Source organism: Devosia sp. 67-54, from assembly GCF_001899075.1.
Taxonomy (GTDB): Bacteria; Pseudomonadota; Alphaproteobacteria; order Rhizobiales; family Devosiaceae; genus Devosia_A.
This window is the reverse complement of the sequence record NZ_MKVA01000011.1, coordinates 174,205-188,716: the sequence shown is the minus strand read 5'-3', so window position 1 is coordinate 188,716 and position 14,512 is coordinate 174,205. Positions and strand designations below refer to the sequence as shown.

Sequence of the window (14,512 nt, the reverse complement as noted above, 5' to 3'; positions counted from 1 at the left end):
TTGCAAGTCGGACGCGGCCGCTAAGAGAGCGTGTTCACGCCGCCTTCACCGCCGCCTTGAGCGCGGGGACGAGGTCGGTCTTTTCCCAGCTGAAGCTGCCGTCGCGGCCGGGCTTGCGGCCGAAATGGCCGTAGGCCGAGGTCTTGGCGTAGATCGGCTTGTTGAGCTGCAGATGGTTGCGGATGCCGCGCGGCGAGAGGTCGAAGACGTTGCCAAGCACCGCCTCGAGCTTGTCCTCCTCGACCTTGCCGGTGCCGTGCAGGTCGACATAGATCGACAGCGGCTTGGCGACGCCGATGGCGTAGCTGAGCTGGATGGTGGCGCGGTCGGCGAGGCCGGCAGCGACGACGTTCTTGGCGAGATAGCGGGCGGCATAGGCGGCCGAGCGGTCGACCTTGGTGGGGTCCTTGCCCGAAAAGGCGCCGCCGCCATGCGGGGCAGCGCCGCCATAGGTGTCGACGATGATCTTGCGGCCGGTCAAGCCGGCATCGCCGTCGGGACCGCCGACCACGAATTTACCGGTGGGGTTGACGTGCCAGACGGTGTCCTTGCCGATCCAGCCTTCGGGCAGGGCCTGGCGCACATAGGGCTCGATGATCCGGCGCACGTCGTCCGAGCTCAGCGAGGCATCGACGTGCTGGGTCGAGACCACGATCTGGGTGACGCCGACCGGCTGGCCGTTCTCGTACTTCACCGTGACCTGCGACTTGGCGTCGGGACCGAGCTTTTTGGCATTGCCCTCGCCGGCCTTGCGGGCCTCGGCGAGCACTTCGAGGATCTTGTGGGCGTAGTAGATGGGGGCCGGCAGCAGCTCCGGGGTCTCGCGGCTGGCATAGCCGAACATGATGCCCTGGTCGCCGGCGCCGACATCCTTGTTGCCCTTTTCGTCGACGCCCTGGGCGATGTCGGCCGACTGGCCGTGCAGCAGCACGTCGATGCGCGCCTTCTTCCAGTGGAAGCCGTCCTGCTCGTAGCCGATGGCCTTGATGGCCTTGCGCGCCGTCGACTTGAACTTGGCCGGATTGACGATCGGAGCGCCCGAGGCGTCGTGCAGCACCTTGCCGTCCTTGCCCTTCTTGAGCAGCGTTTCGGGCACGCGCACCTCGCCGGCGATGATCACGCGGTTGGTGGTGGCCAGCGTCTCGCAGGCGATGCGGACCTGGCTGGGGTCCATGCCGGTCTTCTTGGCCTCCTTGAAGACGAGGTCGACGATCTCGTCGGAGATGCGATCGCAGACCTTGTCCGGATGACCCTCGGAGACGGATTCGGAGGTGAAGAGATAAGAAGACCGCAAGGCTGAAACCCCGAAAAGATGGCCAAAAACGCGAAAAATCGCGTGGTTCGGCTGGTCTTCTGTCACCGCGGCGGGGTGCGGTCAATGGGGATATAAAGAAAGCTTGATATGTCCCGGCGCCATGTGGCGGAAAATCCATGCGGGGGCGCGGGAGCCGAGCCGGACCCGTCGGTCAGATCCGGCGTGGCCGGCGGGTGCGGGTGACGAGGCCGGCGAGGATGCCCAGCAGCACGGCGGCGAGGAAGGGCCAGTTGCCGAAGCGGTCGAACATGGTCTCGGGCAGTTTCTGGCGCGGCACGACATCGAGGATGCCGGGCTCGCCGGGCGGCAATTGATCGGTGATGCGGCCGAGCGGATCGGCGGCGAAGGTGATGCCGGAATTGGTGACGCGCAGCATCGGCAGGCCGGTCTCGATGGCGCGCAGCAGCGCGTGGCGGGCGTGCTGGGCCGGGCCGATGGAGCCGTCGAACCATTCGTCGTTGGAAATGTTGAGCAGGAACTCGGCCTTCTGCGGATCGGCGCCGAGATCGCCCGAAAAGATCGCCTCGTAGCAGATCAGCGCGATGAAGGCCGGCATGCCGGGCGGGCTCATCAGCCGCCGGCCGTCGCCGGGGGCCCAGCCATTGGTGCCGGGCACGAACTGGCGGATGCCGAACAGCTTCCAGAAGTCGGCGAAGGGCAGATATTCGCCGAACGGCACGAGGTGCGACTTGTCGTAGCTGGCGACGATCTCGCCATCGGTGTTGATGGCGAGCAGCGAATTGTAGCCGGGGTTGGGCGCGTTCGGATCGGCCCCCACCGCCTCGGGCTCGCGCGGAGCGCCGGTGAGCAGCATGGTGGTGTCGGGCAGCATGCGGGCGATGCGCGCGAGGCCTTCGGGATACTGGCTCATGAAGAAGGGGAACACCGATTCCGGCCAGATGAGCTGGGTCTTGTCGGCAAGGCCGGGATCGTTCGGGCCGGTCCTGGCCGAGCTCAGATCGATCAGCCGGCCGACGATCTGCGGCGGATTGGCGGCGGCCCAGTCGGAATGCTCGGTGACCACTGGCTGCACCATGCGCACCTTCATGTCGGTGCGCTCGGCAATGGCGGTGCTGCGCAGGCGGTAGCCGCCATAGCCGATCTGCGCAGCGAGCACGGCGATGGCGAGAAAGAACGGCACCAGCCGCGTGGCAAGGCCGCGGCCGTCGGCGGGCCAGATCAGCGCCGGGGTCATGGCGAGGAGCGCGGCAAGCAGGGTCAGCCCGTAGACGCCGACCAGCGAGGCCAGCTGCATCATCTCCGTGTTGGCGGTGAGCGCATAGCCGAGCAGGTCAAACGGAAAACCCGAGAACAGCGTTCCACGCGCGTATTCCGCCGCGGCGAGGAAGGCGGCGAGCGTGACGATGCGCCAAGCGCCGTGGCTCCAGCAGAGATGGGCCAGCGCCGAGGCCAGCCCCCAGAACAGCGCGATCAGCGCCGCGAGGGCGAGGATCGCGAACGGCATGGGAATGAGGTAGAGCCCGCCCTCGAGCAGGAAGGCGGCGCCCAGCCAGTGGAAGGCGACGATGAAATAGCCCCAGCCGAAGGCAAAGCCGATGGCGAAGGCCGGGCCGAACAGGCGGCCGAGGCCGGTGCGACGCTCGGCGCCGTCGAGGGCCCAGACCCAGAACGGCATGGTGACGAACAGCGCCGGCAACACGTAGAGCGGCGGCACCGACAGCCCGGCCACGGCGCCGGCGACGAGCAGCATGAGGAAGCGCCGCCAGCCATGCGAGAGCATGGCCCACTCAGCCAGCCGGGTCATGGCGACGAATCAGGAGGCGGGATCAGCACGCCGGACCGTCGCCGCAGCGCGGCGCGCGGTCAAGGGCGAGGTCAGGGGACGAGATCGTCGAGCGTCAGGTTCAACACCGCGGCAATTTTGCGCAAAGTTTCAACCCCACCCTTCTTCTTGCCGCTTTCGAGCTCGGAGAGATAGGCGGCACTGATCTTGGCACGTGCTGCCAGCTCCGTAGCGCTCAGGCCCCGATATTCACGCCACACGCGAATGGAGTTCTCGCCATCGAGGAACCGATAAACTGTCTCGGCGGGGATGAGTTCTTCTTTGCCCGCTGCAATCTCCGCCTGAATGCGCCGGGCCTCGGCAATATCGAGGGCATCGATCAGTGCTTCATATTCGGCCAGAGGAACGAGGATCAGCGTCTCTCCGCCGGGGGTGATGATCTTTTGCGCGTGGCTACCCATAGATGCTTCCTCTCGGACCGATCCGCACGACGTCGAGCACGGCGCCTCGATCATCCATGACGACGCGCCAATCACCGACCCTGAGGCGAATATAAGGCTCGCCCTGCAACGCCTTGACGTTGTTCGCAAGACTGGCCGGATCGCGGGCGTATTGCTCGACCTTCTGCCGGACCCGTGCCGCATCGTTGGCCGGCATCCTAACCAAAGCGTTGCGAGCCGCCCTTGTGTAGCTGATCTGCCTCACAGGCACAAAGTTAGCAGAAAGCGATCCAAAAGCTCAAGAGTTATTAGCTGAGAGCGAAGCATCGGGCTTTGCTGCCTTGCCCGGGGCGGCGGGGGGCTTGCGCTGCTTCAGGCGCTTGATCTTGACGCGGCGGACCTGGCGGCTGTCGGCCTGCATCACCTCGAATTCGAAATTCTTGATGCCGCCGATCACCTCGCCCTTGACCGGCACGTGGCCGGCCAGCGCGAACACCAGGCCGCCGATGGTGTCGACCTCGTCGCCATGCTCGCCCGGATCGAAATCGGGGCCGATGACGCCCTCGACCTCGCCGATCTCGGCGCGGGCGGCGGCGATGAAGATGTTGGAATTGATCTTGCGGATCAGCGGGCCGTCTTCGGTGTCGTGCTCGTCCTCGATCTCGCCGACCACGGCCTCGAGCAGATCCTCGATGGTGACGACGCCGTCGGTGCCGCCATATTCGTCGATGACGATGGCCATGTGCACGCGCTTCAACTGCATCTGCTGTAAGAGGTCGCCCACCGGCATCAGCGGCGGCACGAACAGCACCTGGCGCGCGATGTCGAGCTTGCCCAGCTTGGATTTGAGCGCCGGCGACACCAGGCGGATCGGCATTTCCGGCTTCTTGTCGGGGTCGGTGATTTCGGCGGTGATGCGCCTGAGCGCATCCTTGACGTGGATGAAGCCGGTGATGTTGTCGATATTGTCGGCATAGACCGGGATGCGCGAATGGCCGACCTTGCGGAAGCGGGCGATCATGTCGCCCAGCGAGCACTCGATATCGATGGCCTCGATATCGGCGCGCGGCACCATCACGTCCTCGACATGCTTGTCGGAGAGCTGCAGCACATTCTGCAGGATGGTGCGCTCGGGCAGCGAGAAATCGGCGGTCTCGCCCGAAGCTTCGGATTCGAGCGCGTCTTCGAGGTCGTCGCGCAGCGAGGCGGGGCGCAGCGAAAACCGGCTCTTGAGCCGCGCCCACAGCGAATGCCCCCGCGCCGGCGCGGGGGCGGTGGTCGACGGAGGTTCGGTGGAACTTTCGGCCGCAACAGGCCGGGAGGCAGTGGTGCTATCGCTCATCGTTCAATCGTCGGCATAGGGGTCCGCCACCCCCAGGGAAGCCAGAATCTGGGTTTCGAGGCCTTCCATGGCAAGGGCCTCGTCATCATCCATGTGATCATAGCCCAGCAGGTGCAAAAAGCCATGCACCACCAGATGGGTGAAATGGTCCTCGACGCTGACCCCCTGCTCGGCAGCCTCGCGCTCCAGCGTTTCGCGGGCGAGGATGATGTCGCCGAGCAGCCCGGAGACCGGCGCGAAGGGCTCGATCTGCGGGAAACTCAGCACGTTGGTGGATTTGTCGATGCCGCGCCAGTCGCGGTTGAGCACGCGCTGCTCGGCATCGTCGGTGAGGACGATGGAGAGCTCCGCGGGCCCGGCGATTCTGGCTTTCGACTGCGCCAGCGCGGCGCGCACCGCCTGGTCGGCGCGGGCGTCGAAGGCGTCCGGCCAGCCCTCGCTGTTGCGGGAGATGTCGATGCTGAGCGGGGCGGGCACGATCAGGCGCCAGGCGTGCAGTCAGGGCTCCCTCCCCCCTTGCGGGGGAGGGCTGGGGAGGGGAGCCCGTCCAGCGCCAGGATCATGCGTTCGGCTTGGTCGCGCTGGCCTGGTCGTAGGCGCGCACGATGCGGCCGACCAGAGCGTGCCGCACCACGTCCTTGTCGTTGAAGCGCGAGACGTGGACGCCCTCGATGCCGTCGAGCAGGTGCACCGCCTCGATGAGGCCGGATTTTTCGCCGCGCGGCAGGTCGACCTGGCTGGGATCGCCGGTGACCACCATCTTGGAGTTCTCGCCCAGGCGGGTGAGGAACATCTTCATCTGCATCGAGGTGGTGTTCTGCGCCTCGTCGAGGATGACCACGGCGTTGGCGAGGGTGCGGCCGCGCATGAAGGCGAGCGGGGCGACTTCGATGACCCCCGAAGTAATACAGCGTTCCACGTGCTCGGGGCGCATCATGTCGTAGAGCGCGTCGTAGAGCGGACGCAGGTAGGGGTCGACCTTTTCCTTCATGTCGCCGGGCAGGAAGCCGAGGCGCTCGCCGGCCTCGACCGCGGGGCGGCTGAGGATGATGCGGTTGATGTCGCCGCGCTCGAGCAGGGTCGCGGCGTGCGCCACCGCGAGATAGGTCTTGCCGGTGCCGGCGGGGCCGATGCCGAACACCAGCTCGGCGCGCTCCATGGCGCGCATATAGGCGTCCTGCGCCGGGGTGCGGGCGACGATGGTGGCCTTGCGCGTGGCGATCTGCGCCATGCGCACGCGCCCCTTCTTTTCGAGCGTCGGCAGGCTGAGCTGACTGTCCTCGGTTTCGATCATGCGGATCATGGTGTCGACATTGGCGATGTCGAGGGCGCGACCCTCCTCCAGCATGCCGTAGAGCGATTCCAGCACGCGGCGGGCCTGGTCGACGCCGCTGGCGCTGCCCTTGAGCATCAGATGGTTGCCGCGCGGCGTGGCGGTGACCTTGAGGCGCTGTTCGATGAGGGCGAGGTTCTGGTCGAAATCGCCGTAGAGCTGGGCGGCGAGCCGATTGTCTTCGAAGGCCAGTTCAAGCTGCGAGGAGAGGGCGTTGTCGGGCGTTGCGGACAAATGCCTGTTCAAACTCGGTTTTCTCTTTCCGCGGCGACAGCCGCAAATCGGCCTGACCGGGTGCGGAGACGGCGGTCAGGCGAAAGCCTGGGACTCAATCACGCTAGCACCTTTGGGTTCCGCGTGTGTGACAATCTTGCCTTCAATTGAGTTATTTCCGGCACCCACGATCAGCACCTGCTGCACCGTGCCGAGCAGGTGCTCGGGCGCTTCGAGGTGCACCGCCTGCAGGTAGGGCGAGCGGCCGCCGAGCTGGCCCGGCAGGCGGCCGGGCTTGTCGAGCAGCACGTCGAGGGTGCGGCCGACGCAGGACCTGGCGAAATCGCGCATCTGGCGCGTCACCAGCGCATTGAGGCGGGCGAGGCGCTCGGCCTTTACGGGCTCGGGCACCTGGTCGTCCATGTCGGCGCCCGGAGTGCCGGGGCGGATCGAGTATTTGAAGGTGAAGGCGGAGGCGTAGCCGACCTCGTGCACCAGCGACAGGGTCTCGGCGAAATCGGCCTCGGTCTCGCCGGGGAAGCCGACGATGAAATCGCCCGACAGCGCCATGTCGGGGCGCGCCGCCTTGATGCGGTCGATGACCGCCAGGTAGTCGGCGCGCGTATGGCGACGGTTCATCGCCTTGAGGATGCGGTCGGAGCCCGACTGCACCGGCAAATGCAGATACGGCATGAGCTTGAAATTGTCGCGATGCGCCGCGATCAGCTCGTCGGTCATGTCGAGCGGGTGGGACGTGGTGTAGCGGATGCGGGCGAGGCCTTCGAGCTCGCCGAGGCGGGCGCAGAGCTCGCCGAGGCCGACGCTGCGGCCATGCGCGTCGAGGCCGTGCCAGGCGTTGACGTTCTGGCCGAGCAAAGTGAGCTCGCGCACGCCGGCCGCGACCAGGGTGCGGGCTTCGGCCAGCACCTGCTCGAGCGGGCGGCTCTGCTCGGCGCCGCGCGTGTAGGGGACGACGCAGAAGGAACAGAATTTGTCGCAGCCCTCCTGCACGGTGAGGAAGGCGGTGAGGCCGCGGCTGCGGATCACCCTGGGGCTCGCGGCCGGCAGATGCTCGAACTTGTCCTCGGGGGGAAATTCGGTCTCGACCACCTTTTCGCCGCGGCCGACGCGGGCCACGAGCTCGGGCAGGCGGTGGTAGGATTGCGGCCCGAACACCATGTCGACGGCCTTCGAGCGGCGGGCGATCTCCTCGCCCTCGGCCTGCGCCACGCAGCCGGCGACGCCGATCATGAAATCGCGCCCCTCGCGCCGCAGCTCGGCCAGCCGCCCGAGCTCGGAAAACACCTTCTCGGAGGCCTTTTCGCGGATGTGGCAGGTGTTGAGCACGACGAGGTCGGCATCGTCGATGACCGGCGTCGGCTCGTAGCCGTGCGGCGCCAAGGCGTCGGCCATGCGGTCGCTGTCATAGACGTTCATCTGGCACCCATAGGTCTTGATGAACAGCTTCTTGGGGCGGATTTCGCTGGCTTCGGTCATGGCGGGGGTGAATACACCCTCACCCGGCGGGTGTCATCCCGGCCCGCAGGGACCCGGCAAGAGGAGGCGAGCGGTGGCGAAGCTCAAGGACATCGTGGTCGATGCCGACCATCCGGCGCAACTCGCCCGGTTCTGGGCGCAGGCGGCCGAGGGCTATGCGGTGCGGGCCTATGATGCGGCCGAAATCGCGCGGCTCGCGGCAGAGGGCCGGACGCCCGAGACCGACCCGGTGGTGATGGTCGACGGGCCGGGGCCGACGCTGTGCTTTCATCTGCGGCATGGACCGCGGCCGTTCCGCAACCGCATGCATCTCGATTTGAGCGCGCCCGACCGCGAAGCGGAGGTCCGGCGGCTGCTGGCCCTCGGCGCCACGGTCTGGCGCCGCGAGGCCGGCTACACCACGCTGCGCGATCCCGAGGGCAATCCGTTCTGCATCGTGGATGCGTGAGGGCGCGAAACGGCCCCCTCACCCGACAGGCTAGGCGTTCGCGGGCTGCACCACGACCGGCGGCGCCGCCATCACCCTGGCGATGTCCTCGTGGCGGTTGAGGGCCACCAGCATGCGGCGCACCTGGTCCTCGGCGAGCTTGGTGATCTGCTTGCGGTCGGTTGCGGCCGACATCGGGATGGGCGCGCCGAAGGCGATGGTGATGTCCTTCATGCCCGAGCCGAGGATGCCGGCGACCACCGCCTTGAAGCCGCGGGCGTTCATGCCGGAAATGCCGCTGCGCTCGTTGCGCGACACCGGCAGGCCCTGCAGATGCGTGTAGGCGATGGCGACGGGCTGGATGGCGACGTCCTTGGCGCCGCCTTCGACCATGGCCGCCTGCGCCGCGCCGACCAGCGCCGAGCGGAACGGCTGCACGTGGTCGCCGAGGTCGCGATGGCCTTCGGCGAACAGCAGCACGGCGCCGTTCCTGGCGAGGCGCTGGCCCATTTCGGCGCTGGTGCGGCGGGTGTCGGCGCGGCGGTTGTAATCGACATAGAGGGTGCGCTGCAGCGACGCCATGAAGCCGACGAAGAAGGTGTCGCGCACCCCGGTCTTGGCAACGAAGGTGACGTCGGCCACCGAGCCGATGGCGACGATGTCGGTCCAGCTGATGTGGTTGGAGAGCAGCAGCGTCGGCCGGTTGTGCAGCGGCTCGCCGATGACCTTGACGCGCAGCCCGCAGAAGATGCAGCCGATGCGGTGGAACAGCATGGTGAGGAACGGCGAGAACAGGCCGAGCCGGGTGATGACGAACTGCACCGGGATGCCGACCAGCATGAACGGCACGAAGACGAAGATGAAGAACAGCGTTCTGAAGATCATGGTGTGACGGTCAGGGCTTGCCGGGGTCGGACTTGAGCGGCACGGCGTAGAGCTCGAGGCGGTGGTCGACGAGGCGATAGCCGAGCCGCTTGGCGATCACCTCCTGGATGGCCTCGATCTCCTCGTTGCGGAATTCGATGACCTTGCCGGAGCGGATATCGATCAGATGGTCGTGGTGCTCGTCGGGGATCGGCTCGAAGCGGGCGCGGCCATCCTTGAAATCGTGCTTGGTGACGAGGCCGGCTTCCTCGAACAGATTGAGGGTGCGGTAGACGGTGGACAGCGAAATGCGCGGATCCTGCGCGGCGGCGCGGCGATACAGCTCCTCGACGTCGGGATGGTCGATGGCCGCCTCGATGACCTGGGCGATGACGCGGCGCTGCTCGGTCATGCGCATGCCCTGCTTGACGCATTGCTCCTCGAGGGTCTCGCTGTGGCCGGGCTTCAGCATCGACAACGCGCTACTCCAGGTTACGGGCCATGACCAGCGCGGTGGCCGGCCGGCCGTCGGGGCGGGCGTAATAGCCCTGGCGCTCGGAGAGCTTGGTGAAGCCGAGCTTCTGGTAGAGCCGGATCGCCGACGGGTTGTCGGCGGCGACTTCGAGGATCATGCGCCGGACGGGCGTCATGCGCAAATCCTCGAAGCAGGCCTGCATCAGCGCCCGGCCGAGGCCCTTGCCGCGGTATTTGGGCTCGACCGCGATGGTCATCAGCTCGACGTCGTCGCCGAGGATGCGCAGCATGGCGAAGCCGACGACGCGACGCTTGGCGTCGCAGGCGACCAGCGTGGGCGTGTCGGGGTCGATGATGTAGGCCTCGATGTCCTGGCGCGGCCAGCCGCGATAGAAGCTCGCGGCATGCAGCTTTGCCACCGCGTCGGCGTCGCGCGGCGTCGCCGGCTCGATGTGGAGCCCCATCGGCGCCATCCAGCTGCGCAGCATCATGCCGGCACCCGTGCGACGCGGAATTTCTCCTGCGGCCTGGCGTCGGCGTCGCGGATGTAGCTGGCCTCGGGCGGATAGAGCGCCGGATCGGCGGTCATGGCGAAGCGGGCCAGCGCGCCGATGTCGACGAAGGGCGTGGTGTGCAGCTCGGCGCCGTGCGGCAGGCGTGCCCGCGCCGCGTCCATCGGCAGCAGCGCCGGCGGATCGAGGGGGCGGCCGGGGCCGGCAAAGCTCTGCACATAGGCCTCGTTCCGCCGCGCATCGAGCAGCACGGCGGCGGGGCCGGCGGCGGCCAGCGACAGCGCCAGCAGCGAGGGAATGCCGAGCACCGGGATATCCAGCGCCAGGCCCAGCCCTCGCGCCGCGCTGAGCCCGATCCTGAGGCCGGTGAAGGAGCCGGGGCCGGTGGTGACGGCGATGCGGGTCAGATCGGCGTAGCCGGCGTGCGCGCGCTCGAGCAGCTCGGCAAGCGCCGGGAACAGCCGCTCGGCCTGCCCCGTCGCCATGTCCTCGACCAGCGTCTCAAGCGAGCCATCCGCGCCGAGCAGGGCAAGCTGCAGCCGCGGCGCGGCGGTATCGATGGCGAGGAGCATGCCCATGCGGCTGATGTAGGCCGGGCAACGCCGTGGGGCAAGCGCGGCCCCTGCCCGCGGACCGAGAGACGGTGCGACGGCCCCTCACCCGGCCGCCTCGCGGCCACCCTCTCCCCGGAGGGGCGAGGGGAGGCAAAGCCGGCTCAGACCTGCTGCACGGCCTCGACGCCGGGCACGAAATGGCGCAGCAGGTTTTCGATGCCGGACTTCAGCGTCGCGGTGGAGCTGGGGCAGCCCGAGCAGGCGCCCTGCATGTGCAGGTACACCGTGCCGTCCTTGAAGCCTTTGAAGGTGATGTCGCCGCCATCCATGGCCACGGCCGGGCGGACGCGCGTCGAGATCAGCTCCTTGATTACCTCGACGGTCTCGGTGTCATCGTCGTCGAAGAATTCCTCGACCTCGCGGGCGAGCGCCCCGCCCTCGTCGAGCACCGGCTTGCCGGACAGGAAATGCTCCATGATGACGCCGAGCACCGCCGGCTTCAGATGATTCCACTCGGTCTCGTCCTTGCTGACCGAGACGAAGTCGGAGCCGAGGAACACGCCGGTGACGCCCGGGATCGAAAACAGCCCCGAGGCCAGCGGCGAGATCGCCGCATCGTCGGCGGTGCGGAAGTCGCGCGGCTCGCCCACCAGCACGTCGCGGCCGGGCAGGAATTTCAGCGTGGCCGGATTGGGCGTGGCTTCGGTCTGGATGAACATGGCGATTCGATCTTTCTGCTCTGGATCACGCCATCGCACAGCGCTGGCTCGACCCACCGCAAGCGGTTTTGGAACGGTTCTAAAATAGGCCTGCGACCCAGAAATAGCAAGCATCAGGGCAATCGGGAAGCCCCTGCCGCGCCTTCAGGCCACGGCGACGATTTCGGCGTCGGTCATGGCCGGGGGGACGATGGTGACGAGGATGTGCAGGCGGTTGTGGCCGACGAAATGCTGGATCAGCGGCCCGGGGCCCTTGTCGTTGATGCCGGCGGCCAAAACCAGGATGGCGATGCCGGGGTCGGCCGTCACCAGCGCCTCGATGGCGTCGGCGGGGGTGCCCTCGCGGATCACGGTTTCGATGCGGATCTGGCCGATCTCGGCCAAGCGGGCGATGCGGGCGTCGAGATTGCGCTCGGCCTCGTGCCGGGCCTCGGCGCGCATGGCGTCGGCGACGCCGATGAACTGGGTGAAGTCCTGCGTATCGATCACCGACAGCAGCACCAGCGTGCCGCCGGTGCGCTTGACGCGGTGCGCGGCAAAGCTGACGGCGCGGTCGCATTCGGGCGACTCGTCGATCAATACGAGGAATTTCCGATTGTAGCCGCTGTCCGCCACGCGCCGCCTCGCGCCGGTTAAGGGACGCCATCATCCCATCGCCCGGCGCGCTCGACAAGTCGCGCCGGAAAGTGTCTTTGCTACAAAGCCTTAGCGGATGAAGCCGACGATGCGGCGAACTTCGCTCATGGTCTGCTCGGCCAGCACGCCGGCGCGCTCGGCGCCATCGGCCATGAAGCCGTCGACATAGGCCGGATCGGCCAGCATGCGGCGGGTTTCGGCGGCGATGGGAGCGAGCTCGGCCACCGCGAGGTCGGCCAGCGCCGGCTTGAACGCGCCCCAGCCCTGGCCGCCGAATCGGCGCAGCACCTCGGCCTTGTCGATGCCGGCCAGCGCGGCGTAGATGCCGACGAGGTTGCCGGCCTCGGGCCGGCCCTCGAGGCCCTTTTCCTCCGACGGCAGCGGCTCGGCGTCGGTGGTGGCGCGCTTGAGCTTTTTGGCGATGGTGTCGGCATCGTCCATCAGCAGGATGCGGGCCTGGTCCGAGGCGTCGGATTTGCTCATCTTCTTCTTGCCGTCGCGCAGGCTCATGACGCGGGTCGCAGGCCCGGTGATCACCGGCTCGGTGAGTGGGAAATAGGGGTCGTCGAGGCCCTGCTCGCGGATCGAGGGGCCGAAATCATTGTTGAATTTCTGCGCGATGTCGCGGGTCAGCTCGAGATGCTGCTTCTGGTCGTCGCCCACCGGCACGTGCGTGGCCTTGTAGAGCAGGATGTCGGCGGCCATCAGCGAGGGATAGGCGAACAGGCCCAGCGATTCCGCCTCGGCATTCTTGCCGGCGGTCTTATCCTTCCACTGCGTCATGCGGCTCATCCAGCCCATGCGCGCGACGCAGTTGAAGATCCACGCCAGCTCGGCGTGCTGGACGACGCGCGACTGGTTGAAGACGATGTGCTTTTGGGGATCGACGCCGGCCGCGACATAGGTCGCCGCCACCTCCCGCGTGGCCCTGCGCAGCGCATCGGGGTCCTGCCAGACGGTGATCGCGTGCATGTCGACGACGCAATAGAGGCACGGAAACTGCTGCTGCAACGGCACGAAGCGCTTGATGGCGCCGAGGTAGTTGCCGAGATGCAGCTCGCCCGAAGGCTGGATGCCGGAAAAGACGCGCGGGGTGAAGGGCATGGTTCGCCTGGATGCTTGGTTCGCCGCGGCCTTACCGCCCGGCGACAGCGAGCGCAAGCCGGTGCCGGTGCCGGTCGCGGGGGAGACAGCGCCGCCGCGGCTTGCACTGGCAGGACAAAGCTGGCTAGCGTCGCCTGCTCCTCTTGTCTGACGAATGCATTGCCTCGTGCCCAAAGTCCTGCTTGCAAACAATCAACTAAGCGAGCGGGCCGGCTCCGAACTCTATGTCTGCGAGTTGGCCGAATCGCTCGCCAGGCGCGGTGTCGACGTTGCCGTCTTCGCGCTGTTTCCCGGAGCGCTGGCCGAGGCGTTCAGCACCAGAACCGGGCTGCCGGTCTATGGTCCGCAGCAGCTCGAAGAGCTGATGCGGTGGGCGCCCGACATCATCCACTCGCACCACGTCACCACCTTTCACCTACTGGGCGACCTGTTCCCCGGCGTGCCGCGCGTGCACGGCATTTTGGGGCTGGTCCCCGACCTCGAGCAATTGCCGGTCAACCTCGCGGAGGCGAGCCGGGTGCTTGCCGTCTCCGAGCGGGACCGCGACGTCATCCGGGCGCGAGCGCCGGACCTCGAGGTCGAGGTGGTGCGCAACTGGTTCGACGACCGCGAATTGCGGCTCGCCGCGCGAATGGCTCCCGCCAGCAATGCCTGCCATCGGCTGCTGGTGGTCTCCAGCCACCACGCGCCCGAACGCGATGCCGCGCTCGACACACTGGCGGCGGAAGGGCTGGTGAGCTGGGAGCGCGCCGGTGCCGGCGCCGTGCCGCGCGAGATCACCGGCGCGTATTTGGCGGAGTTCGACCTGGTGATGAGCATCGGGCGGACGGTGCTGCTGGCCGGCGCGGTCGGCGTGCCGTGCATCGTCGCCGACCAGCACGTGTCGGACGGCCTGTTGTCGGCCGAGGTCGTCGACGAGCTGGCGTACCACAATTTCACCGGGCGGGCCCGACGCCTGGCGCTGACCGCCGAGCATCTGCGGGCGGAAATCGAACGCAGCAGCCGGCTGGACCGCGATGCGCTGTCGCGGCGAATCCGGGCCGGCTACAGCCTGTCGGCGCGCAGCCTCCACTTCCTCAACGTCTATGAGGAGGTGCTGGCGGGGTGGAACCGCAACGAGACGCAGCTCGCGCCACGGCGCGGCGAGGGCATGGTGTATCGCGACATGGCCATCCACATCGCGCAGCTCGAGGCGATGATGCAGTCGTATCGGAACTCGATGTCGTGGCGGATCACCGCGCCGATGCGCAAGGCGAGAGCCATGGCGCGGCGCTGGCTGTCGAGGAGCCCCGGCCGGCATACGGCGGCGCAGCAGCAGAGCCACTAGGCGGCGGCGCG

Annotated in this window: 17 protein-coding genes; 2 read left to right on the top strand and 15 right to left on the bottom strand. The window is 67.5% G+C overall.

Annotated elements, in window-relative coordinates; translation table 11 throughout:
• Nucleotides 1-34 precede the first annotated feature (34 nt).
• The 8 genes from metK to miaB all read right to left on the bottom strand — a co-directional run bounded on the left by metK (nucleotide 35) and on the right by miaB (nucleotide 7,884).
• Nucleotides 35-1,294 carry a methionine adenosyltransferase gene (metK, locus tag BGO82_RS17730; RefSeq protein ID WP_291306953.1) on the bottom strand — a complete coding sequence of 420 codons (1,260 nt, stop codon included), beginning with the start codon at nucleotides 1,292-1,294 and terminating at the stop codon, nucleotides 35-37.
• Nucleotides 1,295-1,466: 172 nt separating this feature from the next.
• The gene (gene lnt, locus BGO82_RS17725) at nucleotides 1,467-3,080 is read right to left on the bottom strand and encodes an apolipoprotein N-acyltransferase (RefSeq protein ID WP_291306952.1); all 1,614 of its coding nucleotides are present in this window, start codon (nucleotides 3,078-3,080) and stop codon (nucleotides 1,467-1,469) included.
• 71 nt (nucleotides 3,081-3,151) lie between these two features.
• Nucleotides 3,152-3,520, bottom strand: a complete 369-nt coding sequence (locus BGO82_RS17720) for a helix-turn-helix transcriptional regulator (protein ID WP_291306951.1) — start codon at nucleotides 3,518-3,520, stop codon at nucleotides 3,152-3,154.
• Nucleotides 3,513-3,716 (bottom strand): type II toxin-antitoxin system RelE/ParE family toxin, encoded by a 204-nt coding sequence (locus tag BGO82_RS17715; protein ID WP_366246972.1) that lies wholly within the window; start codon nucleotides 3,714-3,716, stop codon nucleotides 3,513-3,515. The genes BGO82_RS17720 and BGO82_RS17715 overlap by 8 nt, the downstream gene beginning before the upstream one ends.
• 81 nt (nucleotides 3,717-3,797) lie before the next feature.
• A complete protein-coding gene (locus BGO82_RS17710; RefSeq protein WP_291306949.1) occupies nucleotides 3,798-4,841 on the bottom strand; it encodes a hemolysin family protein in 1,044 nt (347 codons plus the stop codon).
• Between the two features lie 3 nt (nucleotides 4,842-4,844).
• Nucleotides 4,845-5,237: an rRNA maturation RNase YbeY gene (gene ybeY / locus BGO82_RS17705; protein ID WP_291307571.1), complete on the bottom strand. Its 393-nt coding sequence runs from the start codon at nucleotides 5,235-5,237 to the stop codon at nucleotides 4,845-4,847.
• 163 nt (nucleotides 5,238-5,400) lie between these two features.
• A complete protein-coding gene (locus BGO82_RS17700; protein ID WP_291306948.1) occupies nucleotides 5,401-6,420 on the bottom strand; it encodes a PhoH family protein in 1,020 nt (339 codons plus the stop codon).
• Nucleotides 6,421-6,483: 63 nt separating this feature from the next.
• Nucleotides 6,484-7,884, bottom strand: coding sequence for a tRNA (N6-isopentenyl adenosine(37)-C2)-methylthiotransferase MiaB (gene miaB, locus BGO82_RS17695; RefSeq protein ID WP_291306947.1), 1,401 nt, complete (start codon nucleotides 7,882-7,884; stop codon nucleotides 6,484-6,486).
• 73 nt (nucleotides 7,885-7,957) lie between these two features.
• On the opposite strand from miaB, the gene BGO82_RS17690 reads away from it, so the two are divergent.
• Nucleotides 7,958-8,332: a VOC family protein gene (locus tag BGO82_RS17690; protein ID WP_291306946.1), complete on the top strand. Its 375-nt coding sequence runs from the start codon at nucleotides 7,958-7,960 to the stop codon at nucleotides 8,330-8,332.
• A 30-nt stretch (nucleotides 8,333-8,362) separates the two neighbouring features.
• Here BGO82_RS17690 and BGO82_RS17685 read toward each other — a convergent pair whose 3' ends face one another.
• From BGO82_RS17685 to trpS, 7 genes are all read right to left on the bottom strand, one after another.
• Nucleotides 8,363-9,196: a lysophospholipid acyltransferase family protein gene (locus BGO82_RS17685; protein WP_291306945.1), complete on the bottom strand. Its 834-nt coding sequence runs from the start codon at nucleotides 9,194-9,196 to the stop codon at nucleotides 8,363-8,365.
• A gap of 10 nt (nucleotides 9,197-9,206) precedes the next feature.
• A complete protein-coding gene (locus BGO82_RS17680; RefSeq protein WP_291307570.1) occupies nucleotides 9,207-9,647 on the bottom strand; it encodes a Fur family transcriptional regulator in 441 nt (146 codons plus the stop codon).
• A gap of 10 nt (nucleotides 9,648-9,657) precedes the next feature.
• Nucleotides 9,658-10,140, bottom strand: a complete 483-nt coding sequence (rimI, locus tag BGO82_RS17675) for a ribosomal protein S18-alanine N-acetyltransferase (protein WP_291306944.1) — start codon at nucleotides 10,138-10,140, stop codon at nucleotides 9,658-9,660.
• Nucleotides 10,137-10,739, bottom strand: coding sequence for a tRNA (adenosine(37)-N6)-threonylcarbamoyltransferase complex dimerization subunit type 1 TsaB (gene tsaB / locus BGO82_RS17670; protein WP_291306943.1), 603 nt, complete (start codon nucleotides 10,737-10,739; stop codon nucleotides 10,137-10,139). Before tsaB ends, rimI begins: the two co-directional genes overlap by 4 nt.
• A 137-nt stretch (nucleotides 10,740-10,876) precedes the next feature.
• Entirely contained in the window at nucleotides 10,877-11,434 is a 558-nt protein-coding gene (locus BGO82_RS17665) for a NifU family protein (protein ID WP_291306942.1), read from the bottom strand.
• A gap of 144 nt (nucleotides 11,435-11,578) precedes the next feature.
• Nucleotides 11,579-12,049: a universal stress protein gene (locus BGO82_RS17660; protein ID WP_291306941.1), complete on the bottom strand. Its 471-nt coding sequence runs from the start codon at nucleotides 12,047-12,049 to the stop codon at nucleotides 11,579-11,581.
• A gap of 90 nt (nucleotides 12,050-12,139) precedes the next feature.
• Entirely contained in the window at nucleotides 12,140-13,174 is a 1,035-nt protein-coding gene (trpS, locus tag BGO82_RS17655) for a tryptophan--tRNA ligase (RefSeq protein WP_291306940.1), read from the bottom strand.
• Between the two features lie 166 nt (nucleotides 13,175-13,340).
• Here trpS and BGO82_RS17650 point away from each other — a divergent pair, with 166 nt between their 5' ends.
• The gene (locus tag BGO82_RS17650) at nucleotides 13,341-14,501 is read left to right on the top strand and encodes a glycosyltransferase (RefSeq protein ID WP_291306939.1); all 1,161 of its coding nucleotides are present in this window, start codon (nucleotides 13,341-13,343) and stop codon (nucleotides 14,499-14,501) included.
• Nucleotides 14,502-14,512 lie beyond the last annotated feature (11 nt).

Excerpts from the sequence above, each read along its gene's own strand:
- lnt (WP_291306952.1), bottom strand. The coding sequence starts at position 3,080 with ATGACCCGGCTGGCTGAGTGGGCCATGCTCTCGCATGGCTGGCGGCGC.
- BGO82_RS17720 (WP_291306951.1), bottom strand. The coding sequence starts at position 3,520 with ATGGGTAGCCACGCGCAAAAGATCATCACCCCCGGCGGAGAGACGCTG.
- BGO82_RS17715 (WP_366246972.1), bottom strand. The coding sequence starts at position 3,716 with ATGCCGGCCAACGATGCGGCACGGGTCCGGCAGAAGGTCGAGCAATAC.
- BGO82_RS17710 (WP_291306949.1), bottom strand. The coding sequence starts at position 4,841 with ATGAGCGATAGCACCACTGCCTCCCGGCCTGTTGCGGCCGAAAGTTCC.
- miaB (WP_291306947.1), bottom strand. The coding sequence starts at position 7,884 with ATGACCGAAGCCAGCGAAATCCGCCCCAAGAAGCTGTTCATCAAGACC.
- BGO82_RS17685 (WP_291306945.1), bottom strand. The coding sequence starts at position 9,196 with ATGATCTTCAGAACGCTGTTCTTCATCTTCGTCTTCGTGCCGTTCATG.
- BGO82_RS17680 (WP_291307570.1), bottom strand. The coding sequence starts at position 9,647 with ATGCTGAAGCCCGGCCACAGCGAGACCCTCGAGGAGCAATGCGTCAAG.
- rimI (WP_291306944.1), bottom strand. The coding sequence starts at position 10,140 with ATGATGCTGCGCAGCTGGATGGCGCCGATGGGGCTCCACATCGAGCCG.
- tsaB (WP_291306943.1), bottom strand. The coding sequence starts at position 10,739 with ATGGGCATGCTCCTCGCCATCGATACCGCCGCGCCGCGGCTGCAGCTT.
- BGO82_RS17665 (WP_291306942.1), bottom strand. The coding sequence starts at position 11,434 with ATGTTCATCCAGACCGAAGCCACGCCCAATCCGGCCACGCTGAAATTC.
- trpS (WP_291306940.1), bottom strand. The coding sequence starts at position 13,174 with ATGCCCTTCACCCCGCGCGTCTTTTCCGGCATCCAGCCTTCGGGCGAG.